This is a genomic window from Companilactobacillus insicii (assembly GCF_003946015.1).
Classification (GTDB): domain Bacteria; phylum Bacillota; class Bacilli; order Lactobacillales; family Lactobacillaceae; genus Companilactobacillus; species Companilactobacillus insicii.
Genome location: NZ_RHNU01000020.1, coordinates 26,332 through 45,824, shown reverse-complemented (window position 1 = coordinate 45,824; position 19,493 = coordinate 26,332). Strand labels below are relative to the sequence as shown.

Here is a 19,493-nt window from a genome sequence, read left to right as displayed (position 1 = left end):
TAGCGGTTGGTAGTTTTTTGTTGGGCCCCTTTAAGGGGCTTTTTGCGTGTGGCAAGCCCTTCTAGGGCTAATAAAAAGCCACCAGCTAAGCTGGTGGATATTTACTTTAAAGGCTTGCTTAATTGAAAAATCCTTACCATTTTGGTAAGATAAATTGTAACTAAAATGTGGCGGTGACTTACTATTAAGTTGAAATATGCAACCAAAAAAGTCGAGAAAATGTGTACAAACTTGAAAAAGTCCAGAAAAGAGTTAGGTGCAAGAACGGCTGAGGCGTTATTTGGATTAATAAATCTTCTTGAGAGTTCCGCTTCATTGGAAGATATTAATGCTTTAAGAATATACAAAGTTCATAAGTTGACTGGAAATAGAAATAACCATTATGCCTTAGATATTGATGGCAGAGCCAGTAGTTATCGATTGATTATACAGCCAATTGATTTAGATAATGAAGTGGTTATAAATAGAGAAAATCTTAATATTCAACTTTTTTATAGTAGTATTAATATTGTCAGAGTTGAGGAGGTGTCAAAACATTATGCTTAAAATAAGTAATGATAATTTAATTGCTTTTCATCCTGGATATTATGTTAAACGATATCTTGACGATCAAGATATGAAACAAAGTGAATTGGCAGATAGGCTCAATACTAACGAAAAAAGAGCTAGTGAACTGGTGAATGGTAAAATTGAATTAGATGATAATTTAATTGAAGGATTGGCATTAGTTTTTGGTACTTCTGAATCAATGTGGAAAAATCTTAATGACAAATATTTAAAAATAAAAGAACAGATTAATAGACAAAATCAACTGGAAGAAGAAAAGAATATTCAGAAGCAAATGGACTATAAGTTTTGGGAAAATTTGGGATTAGTTAAGCAAACAAGTAATACCATAGATAAGATTTCTGAATTAAGAAGAATCTTTCATATATCAAGTTTAAAAGTATTGGAGAATAGGGACTTTTTGGTTCAATACAAAACAGCTGTGCCAGAAGTAAAAAATAAAAATGTAATAAATTCTAATGCATGGGTACAAACGGCACTTAACATTGGACACTTAAAGGAAGTCTCATCAATTGATTTAGAATATTTGAGATCAAAGCTTCCAGAAATTAGAAAAATGACTAGGGATGATCCTGAGAAGTTTATGCCAAAATTGAATAACATTTTTAGTAAATCAGGAGTTGCTTTTGTAATTATTCCTAATTTAAAAAATTGTGGTGTAAATGGTGCGGTTAAATGGCTTGGAAAGGATAAGGTCCTACTTGCCATGAATGATCGTAGAAAATATGCAGATGTGTTTTGGTTTGCACTTTTTCACGAAATTAGACATGTCTTTCAACAGAAGAAAGGACATATAATTATATCATCTGATAAGAATATTGGACTTAGGAGTGTTTTAGACATAGATACTCTTGAATATGATGCAAATACTTTTGCACAAGACTATTTGATTAATCAAAAACAGTATGAGGAGTTTGTAGCGAAAAATAATTTTTCAAGTACCTCTGTTAAAGAATTTTCCGATAAAATTGATATCCATTCAGGTGTGGTTGTAGGTAGATTACAGCGTGACAATTATATTGAATATAATCAATTAAATAATTTGAGACAGAAATACAATATAATTGCAAAAAATAGTTAATGAAAAAGATAGTAGTTGTTATCAAAAATAGAAAACCAAAGACTGTACATGATATGCAGTCTTTTTTTGTGTACTCTTCAAAACCTCATTGCACTTTATACATGACTGTTTTACAATAAAGTTGTGATTGGAAACGTTTTCATAATATATTTAATTTATTTTTTTCAGACATAAAGGGAGGTAATTTCATGAGCGATCGTGATGAAGCAAATGTTCTATGGTTCAACGAATTACACCGCAAAGATGTTAACTTGGTTGGAGGAAAATCCTCTTCACTTGGAGAGATGACTTCTTCAATGGACTTGCCAGTACCATATGGTTTCGCAACTACTGCTAAAGCATACCGATATTTTATGAAAGAAACAGGATTAAATGATAAAGTTACTGATCTTCTTAATGGTATCAAAGATTATGAAGATTCAGACGAACTTGGATCAACTTGTAAGAAGATCCGTGACATAATTGTTGGCGCTAAGATGCCAGATGATTTAGCTGAGGATATTAAGAAGGCATACGCAGAACTTGCTAGTAAGATGGACCAAACAGATCCATTCGTTGCTATTCGTTCATCTGCCACGGCCGAAGATTTACCAGATGCATCATTTGCTGGTCAACAAGAGTCATATTTGAACGTTAAGGGTGCGGATGACGTAGTAACTAGTGTGCAAAAATGCTACGCTTCACTATTTACAGCTCGTGCAACATACTATCGTAACAAGCAACAATTCCCATATGACAAAGTTGCTTTGTCAGCAGCTGTTCAAATGATGGTATTCTCTAAGGCTTCAGGAATTATGTTCTCTGTTAATGTTTCTAACGGGGATGATACTAAGATTGTTATCGATGCAATTCGTGGATTGGGTGAGTATATCGTATTAGGTAAAGTAACACCAAATCACTTTGTAATAGATAAGAAGTCTCTAAAGATTGTTGAAAAGAATGTTGTTAAACAAACAATTCAATTATCTAGAATTCCTGGTGGTGGTACTAAAGAAGAGCCAGTCCCAGAAGAGTTACAAGACAAACAAGTTATTACTGATGAACAAGTAATTGAATTAGCCGGATATGCTAAGAAAATTGAAGAGCATTACGGCTGCTACATGGATATGGAATATGCTTTGGACGTTAATACCAACCGTCTCTGGATCGTACAAGCTCGTCCTGAAACATATTGGTCACAGAAGAATAAGAACCAAGATACTGATACTGGAGATGATAATGTGGTTGCAGAATCAGATGCTAAAGTTGTTGTTCGTGGATTACCAGCAAGTCCAGGTTTAGCTAGTGGAGTTGTTCATGTAATTGACGATCCAAAGGATATTGATCAATTCAAGAAGGGTGAAGTTCTTGTTACGTTGATGACATCACCTGATTGGGTTCCAGCTATGAAGAAGGCCGCAGCTATTATCACTAATAATGGTGGTATGACTTGCCACGCCGCAATTGTATCTCGTGAGATGCAGATTCCATGTATTGTTGGTACAAAGAGTAAGAAGGTTGCCGCAACAGATGCTCTTCACGATGGCGATGTAGTAACTGTTGATGCTAAGAATGGTGTTGTATATCAAGGTAAGGTAGCAAGTCTTCTTAAGAAACCAGAAGCAAGTGGTCAAGCAGCTGGTCAAGTTGTTGCCGCAGAAACATTTGCTCCAACAGCAACTGGAGTAATGATGAACTTAGGTGATCCAGACTTAGCTGACAAATATTCATCACTTCCAGCTGACGGAATTGGTTTGATGCGTGAAGAGTTCATCTGGACATCATACATTCATGAGCATCCACTATACTTGATCGAACAAGGTCGTTCGGACAAAGTCGTTGATATGCTTGCAGACGGAGTATCAAAGGTAGCACGTGCAATGGCACCAAGACCAGTTGTTCTACGTCTATCTGACTTCAAGTCTAGTGAATATCGTAACCTTAAGGGTGGAGATAAGTATGAACCACATGAGCCATCTGACTTGTTAGGTTGGCGTGGTGCTTCACGTTACTACGATCCTAAGTACATTGAAGCCTTCAAACTTGAGTTGGCAGCTGTAAAGAAAGTTCGTAACGAATTCGGATTGAAGAACTTAAATGTTATGATCCCATTTGTTCGTACAGTTGACGAAGCCAAGAAAGTTACTGAAATTATGAAGGGTCAAGGATTAGTTAGAGGTGCAGACTTCAAAGTTTACATGATGGCTGAAATTCCTTCAAACATTATTTTGGCAGATCAATTCAATCAATTCGTTGATGGATACTCAATTGGATCCAACGACTTGTCAATGTTGATTCTTGGTTGTGATCGTAATAATGATACTGTTGCTCCATTGTTTGATGAACGTAATCTTGCCGTTAAACGTGCAATTCGTCATTTGATCAAGGCAGCACATAAGGATGGAAGAACAGTTTCAATCTGTGGACAAGCACCTTCTGAGTTCCCAGAATATACTAACTTCTTGATTCAAAGTGGCATTGATTACGTATCTGTTAACCCAGATATGGTCAAAGAAACAAAACGTAACGTTGCTCACTTTGAACAAAGAATCATGTTGGACAGGGCTACTGGACGTGGATTACAAGATCCAACTAACTATGATTGGGAATAAGTTCAATTTAAGATCACACTTTAATGTGTGGTCTTTTTTTGTCAAAAGACACAATCGAGTACAAAACTATCTAATTATGGGATACTAATAATAAGAAGGAGTTAAATATGGCACTAAAATCTCATAAGATAGTTAAGTTATTAAAGCAAAATGGATTCATAGAAAAATCCCAAAATGGTTCACATTTAAAGATGTACAATCCGACGACTAATGTTACGTTACCTGTTCCAATTCATAATGATAAAGAGCTGGAACATGGTATTGAAAGTAAGATATTAAAGCAAGCTGGCATTAAGCAATCGTAAATTGACAGATTGTCCAAAGGGCAACTTTAGAATGTAAAAAAGACACATATCATGACATATGTGTCTTTTTTGCTGTTTAAACTATTATTTTTGAGATTTTTTTTGCAAAAAGTGAATTTTGTAGCTTTTATTTGTAGATAAAAAATGATTTTTACTATGCGAGTTATAGTTGGGATTATCGCAACTTGCTTATTTGCCATGATATATTGAATATAAAAATAAGACTCCTATAATTATATTTATGGAAAGGCTAAAAACACCTAGTTTAAAGTGATTTGGGGATTACATAAATAGTCTTTTTTATTTTGCGCGTTAACTTAGAGGTTAATGTTATGAATCAAGAATTTTTGAGCTCATCGTTATTAAGTAATGAGTCCATAATATGGAAAATATTAGATCACTAATTATCTAGTATTCAAGCAAAGGGGATTTTTGTTTTGAGGCAAAAAGTATCTAATTACGAAATCAAAAAGAGATTCATATTATATAAGGGACATACGGGATGGAAAATTAAAACTCGTATTTTTGGTAGCTTGATTATAGGTCTTTCGGCTTTTACATTTGCTGAAAATATTGGAACTATCAACGTTCATGCGGCAGATGCTACGTCGGTTGAAACTCAAGCTACAGGAGGTACACCGACGACGGTACCTGCCGGATCAACAACACCATCAAAGCCAACTGTTGAGACCAGTAATGGTGATGCAGCAGGGAAAGACCAATCTACAGATTCAACTGAAGATTCAATGGTTGATACAAATAAGGGTGATGCCGAACAAGAGCAACCGACAAATTATACAGCAGAACCAACAAAAACAGTTCAAGAAAAAGAATCAGCACCGGAACAAGGTCAACCAACATTAGCCAAGCCTGAATTAATGAGAGCTGCGGCTGTTCCAAATGCTGAATTAACAGCTCAACCAGATACAACTCAGACTGTAGATACTGCGGCTGCAACTGCTGATAAGTATCCAGTACTATCTCCAGATAAGGATGTTAATGTTGGGGTGGATACTACACAGGTAGAGTTGTCTGCAAAGGAAATAGCCAATCATTTTACAGCTAATGTTGAGAATCGTGACGGTGGAGATAATGATGATGATCCAGCCGATAATATTGTCAAAATACCCATTGGAGCTGACGGTACGGTTAAGTTAACAAGTAATGATCCACATACGTATTACACCTCACCAGGTAATCCAACTAGTATCACCGGCCATCAGGCGGCACATGTATCATTTGAGCACGAAATTGACTTCAATCATAATTTTTCTATGTCAGGAGCTTTAGGTATTGGTAGTAAAACTTCTGGTGGTGCAGATAGTGTTGGCTTTATCTTTGCGCCAGGTGATCCATCAAAAGCTACACAAGGTGGATCTGGCGGCAAGTTGGGGCTTCAAGGATTAGATGATGCTTTTGGATTTGTATTTGACGAATTTGATAATAGAAATGATTATAATGATCCTGAAGTATCATCAGGTGGGTTGTTTCCTAGATATAGTTTCTCACCATATGTTGGTTGGCGTACGACTGGTGCAGATGGAAAATTACAAAAGACAAGTGATAGTGACTGGAAAAAGACAAGTAATCTTACATTAAATCGCAGCCAAGGAAATACATTAAATGAGTTTACCTTGGATTATACTGAGAGTACTAAAACATTAACTGTTAAATTAGGTGGACAAACATTTACAAAAACTATCTCAGATGTAAGTTCAGGATATTCCATCTCTGTTGCGGCTTCTACTGGTGGTTCATGGAATGATTATTCAGCAAGAATTGATGACTTCAAGTACACGCCTAAAACTATTCCATTAAATGTGAACTTGGTTGATGATGCAGATCAAGATGCATTGTTGAATAAGGTAAATGTAAGTGCTGTTGCCAACATTGGTGATACTATTTCGATTTTCTCAACTCAAGAAGCAGCAGATCGTGCTGTTAAGGAAGACCATTTGGATCCTAGTCTTGTCGCAGTTATACCAACGGATTCAGCGGGCAATATTTATGTTATCGATGGTGACAAAAGTATCACAGATGAAACCGGTACGGTAAAACACATTGGTGGCGATACCACTGTTGGAGACGGAACATATTATAGCTATACCGTTAAGGATGGCGATGGCCAGAATATGATTGTTCCAGTTAGATTGGCTTATAAAGCAGTGGTAACTCCAGTTGATTCAAAAACTGGTCAAAAAATTGACGGTCTAGATCCAGTAACTGTCGTTGCTGTCGCAGGTAAACCATCATTAGTTCAGATTCCTGGATATACAACAACCAAAGTTACTTTGACTACTCCTGCTGAGGGACAAGCAGTTGCTCAGGATACTCTGGCAATAGATCAAGGAAATACGGTTAAAGATCCCACAACTACAACTGCAGACGAATCTAATCCAATAGGACATTATTATACGGGTAATGGTAAGACTGTTGATGGTCATGATGTGGTGACAAAAGCCACAGTTGGTACTGGCAAATCTGTTGCTGATGATTTGAATAAACAACCATTAGATGATCCTAATGGAAATCTAGCTGTGAGTGGGCAAGATAAAGATTCCAAGCCTATTACTAATACTGATTACTATTGGTCAAGTGTAGGAAATGCCACGGCAACTGATTCTACTGATGAAACAACACCTAAGGACAGTGGTAGTGTTCTAGTTCCAACGGCTTCCACTCTGGACTATTGGAAGGGTGTCGCCGCGGACAATCAAACTAAAGCTGATAAATATAAAAAGGATTCACAAGCCATGTATGACAAGTTTGTTGGTATAACTGGCTTAACGCAAGCACAAAAAGATGATGCCGATGCATTATTAAAATCAGTTGTTGATATTTATGCAAATGTTTCTGATAAAAATGGTAAGGCTAAGACGGCATTTGAAAATGCAGGTACAGCAACTGACGCCACAACTATATACAATGATGGTCAAGATGGTTATGCATCTTTGGAAGAGGTTCAAAATTTATTAGTTAAATTTAATGACGATTTAGGTGCGTTAACAACTAAGAATGATGATGTTAAAAGCAGTCTGGCAACTTTCAAGTCACCTGATAAGCATTATACATATGGGGATAAAATTGATTTTCCACCCGTAAGTTTTGGTGAAGGATTTGGAACAGTTACGGATGATCAAGTTAAAGGATTCGATAATCCAGATTATTACAAATATTACGATACTAATGATACTGGTGATAAAAATCCAATTCAAACACCTAAAGACGTTGGTTCTTATATTTTTAAATTAACTGATGCTGGTAGAACGTATTTGAAGAGTTTAACACCGGATAATTTACAAGCAGGTCTTTATGTTTCTGCCATTTTGACTATTGATCCTAAGAAAGTTACGGCAAGTGTTAATGATGCAACTGTAACTTACGGTGGGGATGAAAATAAGCAAATGCCTGCCTTTAGCGGAAGTATAGATGGTACAGCTGCTGATAGCAGTGATTTCGAAGTCACTGATGCTAGTGGCAAAACTGTTTCTGTTGATAAATTACAGGTCGGAGGCAACTATACTATAAGTTATACACAAGATGCCCAGACTAAATTAAAAGCCAATAAGAACTATGATTTCACAGATGAACAAGGTAAAAGTACATTTGGTACAGGTACATTAACAGTTGAAAAGAGAAAAATATCAGTTACTGCAAATGATCACAATAAAACATATGGTACAACTGATGATCCTACCCTTGATTTAACAAGTAAATCAGCAGATGGACTTGTTAATGGTGATGATATTAGTGATTTGAATGTTCATTTGACAAGAGCTGAAGGGGAAAATGCCGGCGAGTATAAAATTACTGGAACAGGTAGTAGTGATAATTATGATGTAACGGTTAATTCAGGTACGTTCACAATTGCTAAGAAACCAGTGTCTGTTAATGTAAAAAGTCAAACAATTACCTACGGTGATAGCATTCCAGATCCAACTTTTACTTATGATAATTCAAGCTTGGTAGGTAAAGATACGGTTGACGCGCTTGGAGTAAATTTGACCAATCCTACCGGTATTAAGGATGTTGGAACTTATCAGAATGCTATAACTGGAACTGCCAATGATTCTGGAAATTATGCAGTTACAATTAATCCTGGAATATTAATAATTAATCCAAAGGAAGTAACAGTAAAAGCATCCGATATTGATAAGACATATGGCAATGATGATCCTGCATTAACATTGGAGGATCCATCAAGTGTATTAGTAGGCGATGATAAGGTTGATGCTTTGCATGTCAAATTAACCCGCGAAGGTGGAGACACCGTTAAAGACGGCGGTTATCAAATAACCGGAAAACAAATTGAAACGGGTAATTATGAAGTAACAGTTGAACCAGGTACATTTACAATAAAAAAGAGACCAGTGACCGTTACTATAAATAATCCAGAAATTACTTACGGTGACGATATTCCAACACCGACGTTTAAGATTACCAATGGAAACTTGGTTGGTAATGATAAAAATACCGATTTAGGAGTAAAGTTATCTGATATTTCCAATATTAAAAATGTCGGATCTTATAAGATAACCGGTAGTACCTCAGATACAGGCAATTATGCAGTTAAAATTATTGACGGAACTTTAAAGATTGATCAAAAGAAAGTAACAGTTACAGCAAATAATGCAGGTAAGACATACGGCAATGAAGATCCAGAACTAACATTGAAGGATCCAACTGATGTGTTAGCTTCTGGTGATACAGTTGATGATCTCAATATCAAGTTGAAACGTACAATTGGAGAAGACCAGGGCGAGTATCCTATAAAAGGAATAATTGCGGATCCTACTAAGAGTAGTAATTATGACGTAACAGTTAATCCAGGTAAATTTAGTATTTCTAAGAAAAATGTGACTGTTACTATAGACGATTCTTCGATGACTTATGGTGATAAGAATATTCCAAAACCAACATTTAAGATTACTGACGGTTCATTAGTTAATGGAGACATTGAGGGTAAATTAGGTGTTACATTAATAAATCCTACAAATGTAAAAGATGCTACTGATTACAAGATAACAGGTACTACTACAGATACCGGTAATTACAAGGTTGAGATTATTGATGGAAAATTAACGGTTAATCCAAAAGCAGTAACAGTAATGGTAGACCCACAGACAAAAGTATATGGAGAAAAGGATCCTGAATTAACATATACAGTACCAACAGGATCAATAGTGGGAAACGATGATTTAGGAATAACATTGAATCGCGAAGATGGAGAGGATGTCGGAACTTATAAAATAGGTGGTACATCAAGTAATAAGAATTATTCAGTAACAATAAAACCTGAGAATTTAACAATAGCTCTAAAAGCAGCAACAGTAACGGTATATCCACAGGAGAAGGTGTATGGGGAAAAGGATCCTGAATTAACATATACAGTTCCAGAAGGATCAGTAGTAGGAGCCGATGATTTAGGAATAACACTAAGTCGAGAAAAAGGAGAAGATGTAGGCAATTATGAGATAAGCGGTACATCAAGTAATAAGAATTATTCAGTAACAGTAACACCGAATAATTTAAAAATAACTCCAAAAGAAATAACGGTAACAGCAGACCCGCAGACAAAAGTATATGGAGAAAAAGATCCTGAATTAACATACACAATACCGACAGGTTCAGTAGTGGGAACTGATGATTTAGGAATAATACTAAGTCGAGAAAAAGGGGAAGATGTAGGCACTTATGGAATAAGCGGCACATCAAGTAATAAGAATTATTCAGTAACAGTAACACCGAATAATTTAAAAATAACTCCAAAAGAAATAACGGTAACAGTAGACCCACAGAAGAAAGTATACGGAGAAAAAGATCCTGAATTAACATATACAATACCGACAGGTTCAGTAGTAGGAACTGATGATTTAGGAATAACACTAAGTCGAGTATCAGGAACTGATGTAGGGGATTATACAATTTCCGGCATATCAACCAATAAGAACTACACAGTGGACTTTAAAGATGGAAACTTTAGCATTATCAAACGTCCAGTAACGGTCAAAGCAAAGAGCTATAAAAAAACATACAATGACCCAGATCCAAAATTTGAACTTACTGATTATGCTTCTAAAGTTCTTGTTAATGGAGATACTTTAGATAAACTTGGTGTAAAACTAACTAGATTAAACAATGATCAAAATGTTGGTACTTATGATATATCTGGTACATCAGATAGCAAGAATTATAATGTTACGATTACTAATGGATCGTTGACCATTAAACCTGCTGCAGCAACACCAACAACTTCAACAACTGAAATAACATATGGAGATACACCTGAGATAACTAGAACTACAAATGCAGGTGCTAAGTCAATCAAACTCAATCCAGAAGATTTTAAGATTGTTAATCGAAATAGAGATACTGTAACACCAGCTGAGTTACAAGCTGGTGCTCCATACACAATCGAATTAACAAGTGATGCCGTTAAAAGATTGCAAGCTGCTAATCCAAACTATGATTTCTCTAAATTATCGTTTGGAAGATTGAATGTTCTAAAACGTAGCATCACAGTTCGTGTTAATGATCAGACTATGTATGCAGGAGGCAAAGCACCACAAAATACCGTCAAATTGGAAGATGGTACTAAATTACAAGATGGCGATAAGTTGAATGTTTCTTATCAAAATCCAAATTCTACGGATGTCGGAACTTATCAAATCGGTGCAACGATTAATAATCCAAACTACGATATTAAAATAGAACCTGGAGAACTGAAAGTTCTAGGCAAGGATGTTGATCCTGATGGAAATGTCACGATAACTGAAAAAGATAAAGATGGTAATGTTGTGAAAGTTACCAAAAAATGGAATGATGGAACCGATACTGTTTACACTGACGATCCAACCACTAACACTAAGGGTACAGATGAGTTGGACAAGGATGGTAAATCTTCGTCACATCAAACCATTGAGCCAGATTCTGCTAAGACGGTTTTGCCAAATTCTGATGGTTCAGCAACTGTTGTAACGATCGATGATTCTGGTCAACCAAAGTTCACACATTACGGAGTAGATCCAGATCACGATGGTATAACAAGTGCCGATGAATTGAAGAATGGTACGGATCCATTAGTTTATAATTCACGTGGTGGCAATCACGAAGGAGTAAATAATGGAACCGCGGTTAAGAAGGATCAAAATATTGCGACAACAACAAAGATAGTCAATCTCTATGATAAGAACGGCAAGAAGGTTAATAGTCAGGCCTTAGGTATCAATACTTGTTGGTATAGCGATGAGGAATATACCTTAGATGGTGTAATGTATTATCGTGTTGCTACTAATAAGTTTGCGAAGGCTAGCGATGTCTATCTGTATATTGATAAGAAGCCAGCGTTCATCAGAGTTTATAATAATAATCGAGGTGACTTGATCGATTATACTGGCGCCAAGTTAAATCGTGATTTATTGCCAAGTACAGAGTGGAGAACTGATAGAATTGCACTCATCAATGGCCAGCAATACTATCGTGTTGCAACAAATGAGTTTGTACCAGTTGATGAAGTGTATGAATACACATACGCTAATACTAATGTTGCAACTTATTCTGAAACTCCAATTTATAATGAACGTGATGAGAGATTAAATATTGCTTTACCAGCAAATCATAATTATATGGTCGATAGAATTGTCGATATTAATGGAATACAATACTATCGAGTAGCTACAAATATGTTTGTTAGAGTAGATGAATTAATGATATAAAATAAAAAGCAAGATTATGTACTCGATACATAGTCTTGTTTTTTTACGTAAAATGACATTATTATATAACTTGCTAATTAATTGCCCCTTTTAATCTGTCATTATTTAGACTAATATAGATTTTATTGTGTGAACAATTGTATAAATTAAATAATAAAGAGAGGTATGCTAATGACTTGGTCGACTTGGCAAATAGCACCATTTGTAACTAGTGTGTTCTTTGTCCTAGGAGTATTCACTCTTTATAGCGTTACTTTCAATTGGTTAACTTCAGGAACACACACGTGGAATATCAGTATTGATGATGATACTCTGAATTCTTGGTACGGTGTTTTGTATATGCTAGTGTTCGTATTCAGTATTCAGACATCAGTCGTAGGTACTAGCGTTTCCTGGGAGTTTATGAATTTCCAATTAATAGCAGTAACCTTTTGTGCGTACTTTTTAAATATTCATGTTCCGTATTATTCATTATTGCCAATAGTCCTTGTTTATATGGTGTTCAATCATTCGATTGGCTACTGGCAGTCGTGGGGACATGCCATTACCTTGATAATGTTTTTCTGGGCTCTCAATAAGATTCGTATGAAATATCGAGATGGACATAATGCTTTCTTTCAGTACATGTTAGTCGGTATCGTATTCGGCGGAATACTTTGGTTTTGGATGGTATTAAAATTTCATATTACATGGAGTACTTTTTGGCAAGAATGGATCTATCTAATTATCTTTGAGATTTTGCTGTATATGTACATCTCGATGCTTTCGCAGGATAGTGCTGTCAAGATTCGTTTAGCAAGGCTTGCTAGTCATGATACTTTGACTAATACTGAGAATTTTTCAGCCTATACTGGAGACATAGAGAAGTTATTTGATAATAATCGTAAGAATAATGTCCCACTGACAATGATGATGTTTGATATTGATCATTTTAAGTGGGTAAATGATACATATGGTCATCTGGCGGGTGATCGTGTTTTGCAACATGTCACTAAGGTTGTACAAGCAGTACTGGATGAAAATGATACTAATATTAGTCTGTATCGAACTGGTGGGGAAGAATTTAATATACTATTCCCTAACTATAAGTTGGAAGAAACAGAACGTGTCGTGTATCAGATCTTTTCAGCTATAAATCATATGGAAGTAAAATCTGATAATAATAAAATTAATATTTCAATTTCAGTTGGTGTGTCAGAAATAAATGACGATGACAAGTCTCCGTTAGACTTTTACAATCGTGTCGATCAGAACTTATATCGTTCTAAGCGTAATGGACGAATGCGGATTACTGTTGATTAAATAGAGCGCGACAAAGCACGTCTAACTTCTGAGTATAACCTAGAATGCCCCCGTATTTACGTAAGTAAATGCGGGGGTATTCGTAGTTAAACGGAAGAAGTTGTGCTTTGCCGCGCGTTTACGCTTTAAACATGCAGCATAAATGTGGAACCAAACATAGCTTTTTCCACTTAAAACAAATTACTCCAGCAATCCAAAATCGGATTACTGGAGTAATTTGCCTTAATGCTCGAAAGCTGCCCATGTTTTGTTCCGCTCTCTTGTTTGTCATAAAAATCATAATAGTTTACACTGACTTTGTAGTTTCACAACAAATGAGTTTCAGGAGGAATATAAAATGGCAAGTGAGAAAATTGAAGTTCCAGCATTAGGTCTTGGTACTAATAAAGTTGGTGGACATAATTTGTTCGACAACTTAAAGGATGAAGATGGCTATGCAGTAGTTAGGAAGGCGTTGGATTCAGGTATTAAGTTACTTGATACGGCATATATGTATGGCAAGGGTCGTTCTGAGGAAATCATTGGGGATGTTATTCAAGATTATGATCGCTCAAAAATCATGATTGCGACTAAATCAGCTCAAGATCCAGCCAATGACTTTAAGCCCAATAATGAGCCTGAGTTCTTGAAGAAGACAGTTGATGATGCTTTAAAGCGTTTGAAGACTGATTATATTGATATTTTTTACATTCATTTCCCAGATGAAACAACTCCCAAGTATGAATCAGTTGCTGCATTAAATGAGATGAAGAAAGCCGGTAAGATAAGAGCTATCGGTGTATCTAATTTTTCATTGGATCAAATCAAAGAAGCAAATCGTGATGGTCTTGTGAATATAGTTGAGGATAATTATAGTTTGGTTCATCGTGATGCCGAGAGGACGTTGTTACCTTACTTAGAGGAACAAAATATTGCTTTTGTACCATATTTCCCATTGGCTTCCGGATTGTTAACTGGTAAATATTCATTGTCTGATCATGATAAGTTCAAGCAATTCAATGATGATGAATTCAAGACTATTATTGATGCCTTAGCTGAAGTTAAGACTATTTCTGATAAGCATAATGCTACAATTGCTCAGATAATATTAGCTTGGTATATTGCTGATCCTGATATTAGTACCGTAATTCCAGGTGCTCGTATTGAGAAGCAAGTTGTATCTAATGCCGGTGCGATGAAGATCGACTTGAGTGATTCAGAGTTTGAGAAGATTGATGAATTGTTTGGTGGATTTAAGAATTAAAAAATGGTGATTTCAGTAATTTTGAACTGGAATCGCCATTTTTTAGTAAATATTAAGTATTTGTTCATGGATTCTTATTACTTCTGCAAATGAAGCATCATCTAGAATTGTGCTAGAACTTTGAATGTTTCTTCCTAAAATACTAAATGTGTGAAATTGTAGTGGATTCACGTAACCATCAACTTTATCATTATTATTAATTGGTATAAACATTGATTTTAACTTGTTATTTTTGCCATGGGTTATTGGAGAAACAGCAACCTGACCCGTTATCTTTGAATATCCGCTAGTACTTATAACTACAGCTGGGTGCCTACCACGTAATTCATTATCTTTGGAAGGTTGGAAATCTACCCAAACTATTTCTTGCTGTTCTGGGTAAAATTTCTTTCTTACACTAGAATTCATTATTCCTGATTTCTGTATCTACAAAGTCTGTATCTGATAAATCATTTTTATGATCTTTGATAAATTTAGAATCGGTAAAGGGATTTTTTTCTTGTGGTAAGAACACAATGGCACCATTTTTACCTGAAAAAACATCGTATTTTTCGTACTTTGCTTGAATACCTTTTGGAACGGTAAGGACCGTGGAAGTACCAACTTTTCTAGGTTTAACTGATAGCATTTTAATTCCTCCTTTAAATATATATTGAATATATATTTAAAACTTGTTTGTGTCAATTGTTTTGCAATTAAGCTAAATATAAGTTATAGTGTCCTAGTAAACTAATACACTATGTAGGAGGCAGTGAATTGAAGTTTGACGACAAAGTTCCAATCTATATTCAAATTAAGAATTATCTTTATCATCAAATCTTAACTGGCACCTTACAACCTGGAGATAAGCTGCCATCGGTAAGACAGTTGGCTCTGGATGTAACTGCTAATGTCAATACCGTTCAGCGAGCACTGACCGAGATGTTATCTGAAGATATTATTGAGTCTCAGCGTGGCAAGGGTAACTTTGTCACAACTGACGTTGATAATATTAAGCAATTGAGAAATAAATTAGTTAATGAACAACTAACTCTGGTATATCAAGAACTCCATGCTCTAAATTTGAGTAATGATGAGATATTATCCGAAATGAAGAGTTACATGGAAAGTAGGGATGAACAGCATGAGTGATTTATTAAAAATTGAAAATTTGATTTACAGTCATAGTTTAAAAAACATTTTGCACGATGTAAATTTGACGGTCAGTGATGGTAAGATTGTCGGTTTGCTTGGTGAGAACGGTGCGGGTAAGACAACTTTGATGCGTCTTATTACTGGTAGTGCTCATGGCAAGGGAACTATCACAGTTGCCGGAACTAGCAAACCGGCTGAGCGTAAGAGTCACGTCAGTTTTACAGAACACTTAGGTGGTCTCAGCAGTGGTATGAAGGTTGGTAAGGTTTTTGATTTTTATCAATCTGTCTATCCAGATTTCAATATTGCTCGTTCAAATTCATTGATTGAATTCTTAGATATTGATAAGAATTTGAAGCTATCAGCTTTATCAAAGGGTATGAAAGAGAAGCTTATCATTGCTTTGACATTGTCTCGCCAAGCTGATTTGTATTTGTTGGATGAGCCATTTGGTGGAATAGATAGTATGAGCCGCAAGAAGATAATTAATAGTATTTTGAAATGGAAACCAGAAGAATCAACGATGATTATTAGTGATCATTATGTGACAGAGATTGCTTCGATTTTGGATGAAATCGTTGTGGTTAAGGATAAGACTATCAATTGCCACAAACAAGCGGACGAAATCCGTGAAGATAATGATATGGGAATTGAAGAGTTCTACGAAAGTTTATATGAAGGAGGCAAACAAGATGACTAGTTTTGGAAGTTTGTTTAAAACTATGTTCAAAGAGAAGTTTCGTGATATGAACTTTTTCTTGATGATTAACTTGATAGCCATTGTAGTAAGTATTATTGTAACTGCATTTCAAGGTGGCATGAATCGGAGCGCATCATTGGCTATTACTATTGGTTGGTCAATGCTTGCCTATCTGATAGCTTTTGTGCGTTTGAGTATTCTTCAAGAACGTAAATTTGTGCGTGATAGTTATCGTCTGATTCCAATTAGTGATACGAAGCTCTATCTTGCTAACTTAGTAACATCATTGGTTAATTATATATATGTAGTTATTGCTCAGATTGTGTTCTATCTAGTTGCGGCAATACCTAACTGGTCAGAATACAGTGACGCGTTGAATATGATGGCAATGGTTAATGGACGTGCTACGTTCGATGCTCCAAATGCAATAATGGGTGTGATTGCTCTACTTTGCTTATCATTAGTGATTTTGATTTTGAGTTGGACGACCATTAGTTTGATTCATTTGGCATCACGTTCTGCAAGTAACTTCTTACCTTCAACTGGACGTAAGGTTATGAACATTGTTATTTATGTGGTAGTTATCTTGCTTGTGTTGAAAGTTGTAGGATTCGTTACGGATCAGTTGAACAATTCAGTTAATATGATATTTAACTCTAATTACACTGCCAACTTTGCCGTTACTATCTTGGTATTCTTAGTTGTTGCAGCAATTGAAGCAGCAATCAATATTTATTTGATGAGTAATTGGGTTGAGACTGTTTCTGAGTAAAAATCAAAATAGTTATAACTTTTCTATATTAAACGTATAATGACATTAATATGGAAGGAATGGTTTAAATGGCAACTATTTATGATTTTTCAGAAGTAGAAATGAACGGTGAGAAGATTGATTTCAACGACTACAAAGACAAAGTCGTTTTGATCGTTAACACCGCTAGTAAATGTGGACTAGCTCCACAACTTGAGGGTATCGAAGCGTTGTACAAGAAGTATCATGATCAAGGACTTGAAGTATTGGGTCTTCCTTCTAATCAGTTCCATCAAGAATTAGGATCTGACGAAGAAACAAGTGAATATTGTCAGATGCATTACGGTGTAACATTTCCAATGACTAAGCAAGTTAAGGTCAATGGTGATGATGAAGATCCATTGTTCACTTATTTGAAGGAAACAGCTGGTCACGGTCGTATCAAGTGGAACTTTACTAAGTTCCTGATTGGTCGTGACGGTCAGATAATCAGTCGCTATGCTCCAACTACTAAGCCTGATAAGGTTGAACCTGATATTGTTTCAGCACTTGGTAATTTATAATTTTAAATATTTTAAAAAAAGTTGTGCCTGTAAGAATTTTTTGATTCTTGTAGGTACAACTTTTTTGTTTAGTTAATAATATTCATTATTGATTTCTTTAGTTCAAAGAACGTTTTGGTGTCCAAAATATCAATATATTCGCAATGTCTTTTTTTATAATCGTAAGTAAAGAACTGAAGTGGATTAATAAACCCATTGATTTTATCGCTATTGTATGGAATGAAATAACCTTCTTTTTGCAAATTATTATTATTTGCGTGTGTAATTGGAACAATCACAACTAACCCAGTTAATTTGCTGTATCCTAAATTACTCATCACTACCGCTGGACGTCGTTTGGTTATTTCTTGACCTAGAGAGGGATCAAAATCAATGAACACTATATCTTGTTGTTGAGGAATGTATTTATTCATTGTCCAATTTTTCCTTACCAATTAGTGGTCCACCGAATTCTTCATCTTGAGTCCAGTCATGATTTTTAATGAATTCTTCATCGTGAAATGGATTCTTTTTTTTTGGTGAAAATACTATTACGCCGTCTCGCCCTTGAAATACATCGTATTCCTTTGCCATTGGTTTAATATTATTAGGAACAGTCAAAGTGTTAGAATTTCCAACTTTACGAATCTTTACGCTCATATTGTCAACCTCCTTACAGCTTTGTGTATACAAAGGATATACGGATTCGTTATTAATATCAAGCAAATTACATTGCCTCCTGTAGTTGTTATAGTTTATATTTGTAAATTACGCAAAAAATATATTTTTTTACGTTTAAATCAAAAAAGTCAGCAATCCAAAATGGATTACTGATCTTAATAAGTTTTATCCTTCGGCACCGTGAATGGCGTCTAGAATATTATCCTTTGAGAAATCATGCTTCATGTAATCTTTGTTGTCTGTAGGTAAGTGTTGTTCCAAACTATCGAACTGTTGGAAACTAACCATACCTGTGACTGATTCAAAGTCTAAGATGTGACCACCGAAGTCATGTTCATCTGACATGAAGTGGCTGTGGAATCCACCAACGGCAGCTCCATCGAAGATTTGTGGTGAATAGTAGCTTAATAGTGTTCCTTCAACAGAGTCTTTAGTGAAGATACTTTGTTTCTCAGCTGTTTCAGCTAATGACTTGTATGGCTGTGCAGATTTTTGAACAGCACGTGTTTTCATATTCTTAAAGGTACCAGTGACTTTGACCGAATAGAAGGTATTATCACTAGCGGCCGCCTCTGAAATTTGTTTTTTGAGATCATCACGACTGATATCTTCAACTTCTAGCATTTCAGCGTAGTCGGCAAAGTGGCTGTTAGCAAATGGTAGTGTAAAATCACTATCGACTAGATTGACATTGCCGTTGCTATCAACTTGATATGGTGTTCCATCTAAGATGATGAGTTCGCCGTCAAGTCCTTCTCCGGTACCAATTCCAGTGTCACCATGGTTTAACAATTCTTTCATTGTTAGTGTTCCATCCAGTAATCCGGGAACGAGTAATGCTAATGTTCCGTGTTGGTATAGTACATTTGAGTCTGACATAA

General features: G+C 35.6%; 16 protein-coding genes. 11 read left to right on the top strand and 5 right to left on the bottom strand.

Features of this window, described 5'->3' with window-relative positions:
- Nucleotides 1-231: 231 nt before the first annotated feature.
- The 7 genes from EKM79_RS07640 (at nucleotide 232) to EKM79_RS07610 (ending at nucleotide 14,804) form a co-directional block, all read left to right on the top strand.
- Nucleotides 232-546, top strand: a complete 315-nt coding sequence (locus EKM79_RS07640; protein WP_125567527.1) for a type II toxin-antitoxin system RelE/ParE family toxin — start codon at nucleotides 232-234, stop codon at nucleotides 544-546.
- On the top strand, nucleotides 539-1,648 hold the full coding sequence (locus EKM79_RS07635) for an addiction module antidote protein, HigA family (RefSeq protein WP_125567525.1): 1,110 nt from the start codon (nucleotides 539-541) through the stop codon (nucleotides 1,646-1,648). The genes EKM79_RS07640 and EKM79_RS07635 overlap by 8 nt, the downstream gene beginning before the upstream one ends.
- Before the next feature lie 188 nt (nucleotides 1,649-1,836).
- Nucleotides 1,837-4,239 (top strand): phosphoenolpyruvate synthase, encoded by a 2,403-nt coding sequence (gene ppsA, locus EKM79_RS07630; protein ID WP_125567523.1) that lies wholly within the window; start codon nucleotides 1,837-1,839, stop codon nucleotides 4,237-4,239.
- Between the two features lie 107 nt (nucleotides 4,240-4,346).
- The gene (locus EKM79_RS07625; protein ID WP_125567521.1) at nucleotides 4,347-4,544 is read left to right on the top strand and encodes a type II toxin-antitoxin system HicA family toxin; all 198 of its coding nucleotides are present in this window, start codon (nucleotides 4,347-4,349) and stop codon (nucleotides 4,542-4,544) included.
- Nucleotides 4,545-4,981: 437 nt separating this feature from the next.
- Nucleotides 4,982-12,259: an MBG domain-containing protein gene (locus tag EKM79_RS07620; protein WP_125567519.1), complete on the top strand. Its 7,278-nt coding sequence runs from the start codon at nucleotides 4,982-4,984 to the stop codon at nucleotides 12,257-12,259.
- A gap of 171 nt (nucleotides 12,260-12,430) precedes the next feature.
- Nucleotides 12,431-13,561, top strand: a complete 1,131-nt coding sequence (locus EKM79_RS07615) for a GGDEF domain-containing protein (protein WP_125567517.1) — start codon at nucleotides 12,431-12,433, stop codon at nucleotides 13,559-13,561.
- A 337-nt stretch (nucleotides 13,562-13,898) separates the two neighbouring features.
- Nucleotides 13,899-14,804 carry an aldo/keto reductase gene (locus EKM79_RS07610; RefSeq protein ID WP_125567515.1) on the top strand — a complete coding sequence of 302 codons (906 nt, stop codon included), beginning with the start codon at nucleotides 13,899-13,901 and terminating at the stop codon, nucleotides 14,802-14,804.
- A gap of 42 nt (nucleotides 14,805-14,846) precedes the next feature.
- Here EKM79_RS07610 and EKM79_RS07605 read toward each other — a convergent pair whose 3' ends face one another.
- Nucleotides 14,847-15,212, bottom strand: a complete 366-nt coding sequence (locus EKM79_RS07605) for a type II toxin-antitoxin system PemK/MazF family toxin (RefSeq protein ID WP_125567513.1) — start codon at nucleotides 15,210-15,212, stop codon at nucleotides 14,847-14,849.
- Nucleotides 15,202-15,432 carry an antitoxin of toxin-antitoxin stability system gene (locus EKM79_RS07600; RefSeq protein WP_125567511.1) on the bottom strand — a complete coding sequence of 77 codons (231 nt, stop codon included), beginning with the start codon at nucleotides 15,430-15,432 and terminating at the stop codon, nucleotides 15,202-15,204. Before EKM79_RS07600 ends, EKM79_RS07605 begins: the two co-directional genes overlap by 11 nt.
- Nucleotides 15,433-15,560: 128 nt before the next feature.
- Between EKM79_RS07600 and EKM79_RS07595 the strand changes: the two genes are divergently transcribed.
- The 4 genes from EKM79_RS07595 to EKM79_RS07580 all read left to right on the top strand — a co-directional run bounded on the left by EKM79_RS07595 (nucleotide 15,561) and on the right by EKM79_RS07580 (nucleotide 17,952).
- The gene (locus EKM79_RS07595; RefSeq protein WP_125567508.1) at nucleotides 15,561-15,935 is read left to right on the top strand and encodes a GntR family transcriptional regulator; all 375 of its coding nucleotides are present in this window, start codon (nucleotides 15,561-15,563) and stop codon (nucleotides 15,933-15,935) included.
- Complete coding sequence (locus EKM79_RS07590; protein ID WP_125567506.1) at nucleotides 15,928-16,638, top strand: ATP-binding cassette domain-containing protein; 711 nt, start codon at nucleotides 15,928-15,930, stop codon at nucleotides 16,636-16,638. The genes EKM79_RS07595 and EKM79_RS07590 overlap by 8 nt, the downstream gene beginning before the upstream one ends.
- Nucleotides 16,631-17,410 (top strand): hypothetical protein, encoded by a 780-nt coding sequence (locus tag EKM79_RS07585; protein WP_125567505.1) that lies wholly within the window; start codon nucleotides 16,631-16,633, stop codon nucleotides 17,408-17,410. The genes EKM79_RS07590 and EKM79_RS07585 overlap by 8 nt, the downstream gene beginning before the upstream one ends.
- A gap of 68 nt (nucleotides 17,411-17,478) precedes the next feature.
- On the top strand, nucleotides 17,479-17,952 hold the full coding sequence (locus EKM79_RS07580) for a glutathione peroxidase (RefSeq protein WP_125567502.1): 474 nt from the start codon (nucleotides 17,479-17,481) through the stop codon (nucleotides 17,950-17,952).
- A gap of 68 nt (nucleotides 17,953-18,020) precedes the next feature.
- Here the strand turns inward: EKM79_RS07580 and EKM79_RS07575 are convergent, their stop codons facing one another.
- From EKM79_RS07575 to budA, 3 genes are all read right to left on the bottom strand, one after another.
- Nucleotides 18,021-18,365, bottom strand: a complete 345-nt coding sequence (locus EKM79_RS07575; protein ID WP_125567499.1) for a type II toxin-antitoxin system PemK/MazF family toxin — start codon at nucleotides 18,363-18,365, stop codon at nucleotides 18,021-18,023.
- Nucleotides 18,358-18,591 (bottom strand): type II toxin-antitoxin system PemI/MazE family antitoxin, encoded by a 234-nt coding sequence (mazE, locus tag EKM79_RS07570; RefSeq protein ID WP_125567497.1) that lies wholly within the window; start codon nucleotides 18,589-18,591, stop codon nucleotides 18,358-18,360. The genes EKM79_RS07575 and mazE overlap by 8 nt, the downstream gene beginning before the upstream one ends.
- 186 nt (nucleotides 18,592-18,777) lie before the next feature.
- Nucleotides 18,778-19,491 (bottom strand): acetolactate decarboxylase, encoded by a 714-nt coding sequence (gene budA / locus EKM79_RS07565; RefSeq protein WP_125567495.1) that lies wholly within the window; start codon nucleotides 19,489-19,491, stop codon nucleotides 18,778-18,780.
- Between the last annotated feature and the right edge of the window lie 2 nt (nucleotides 19,492-19,493).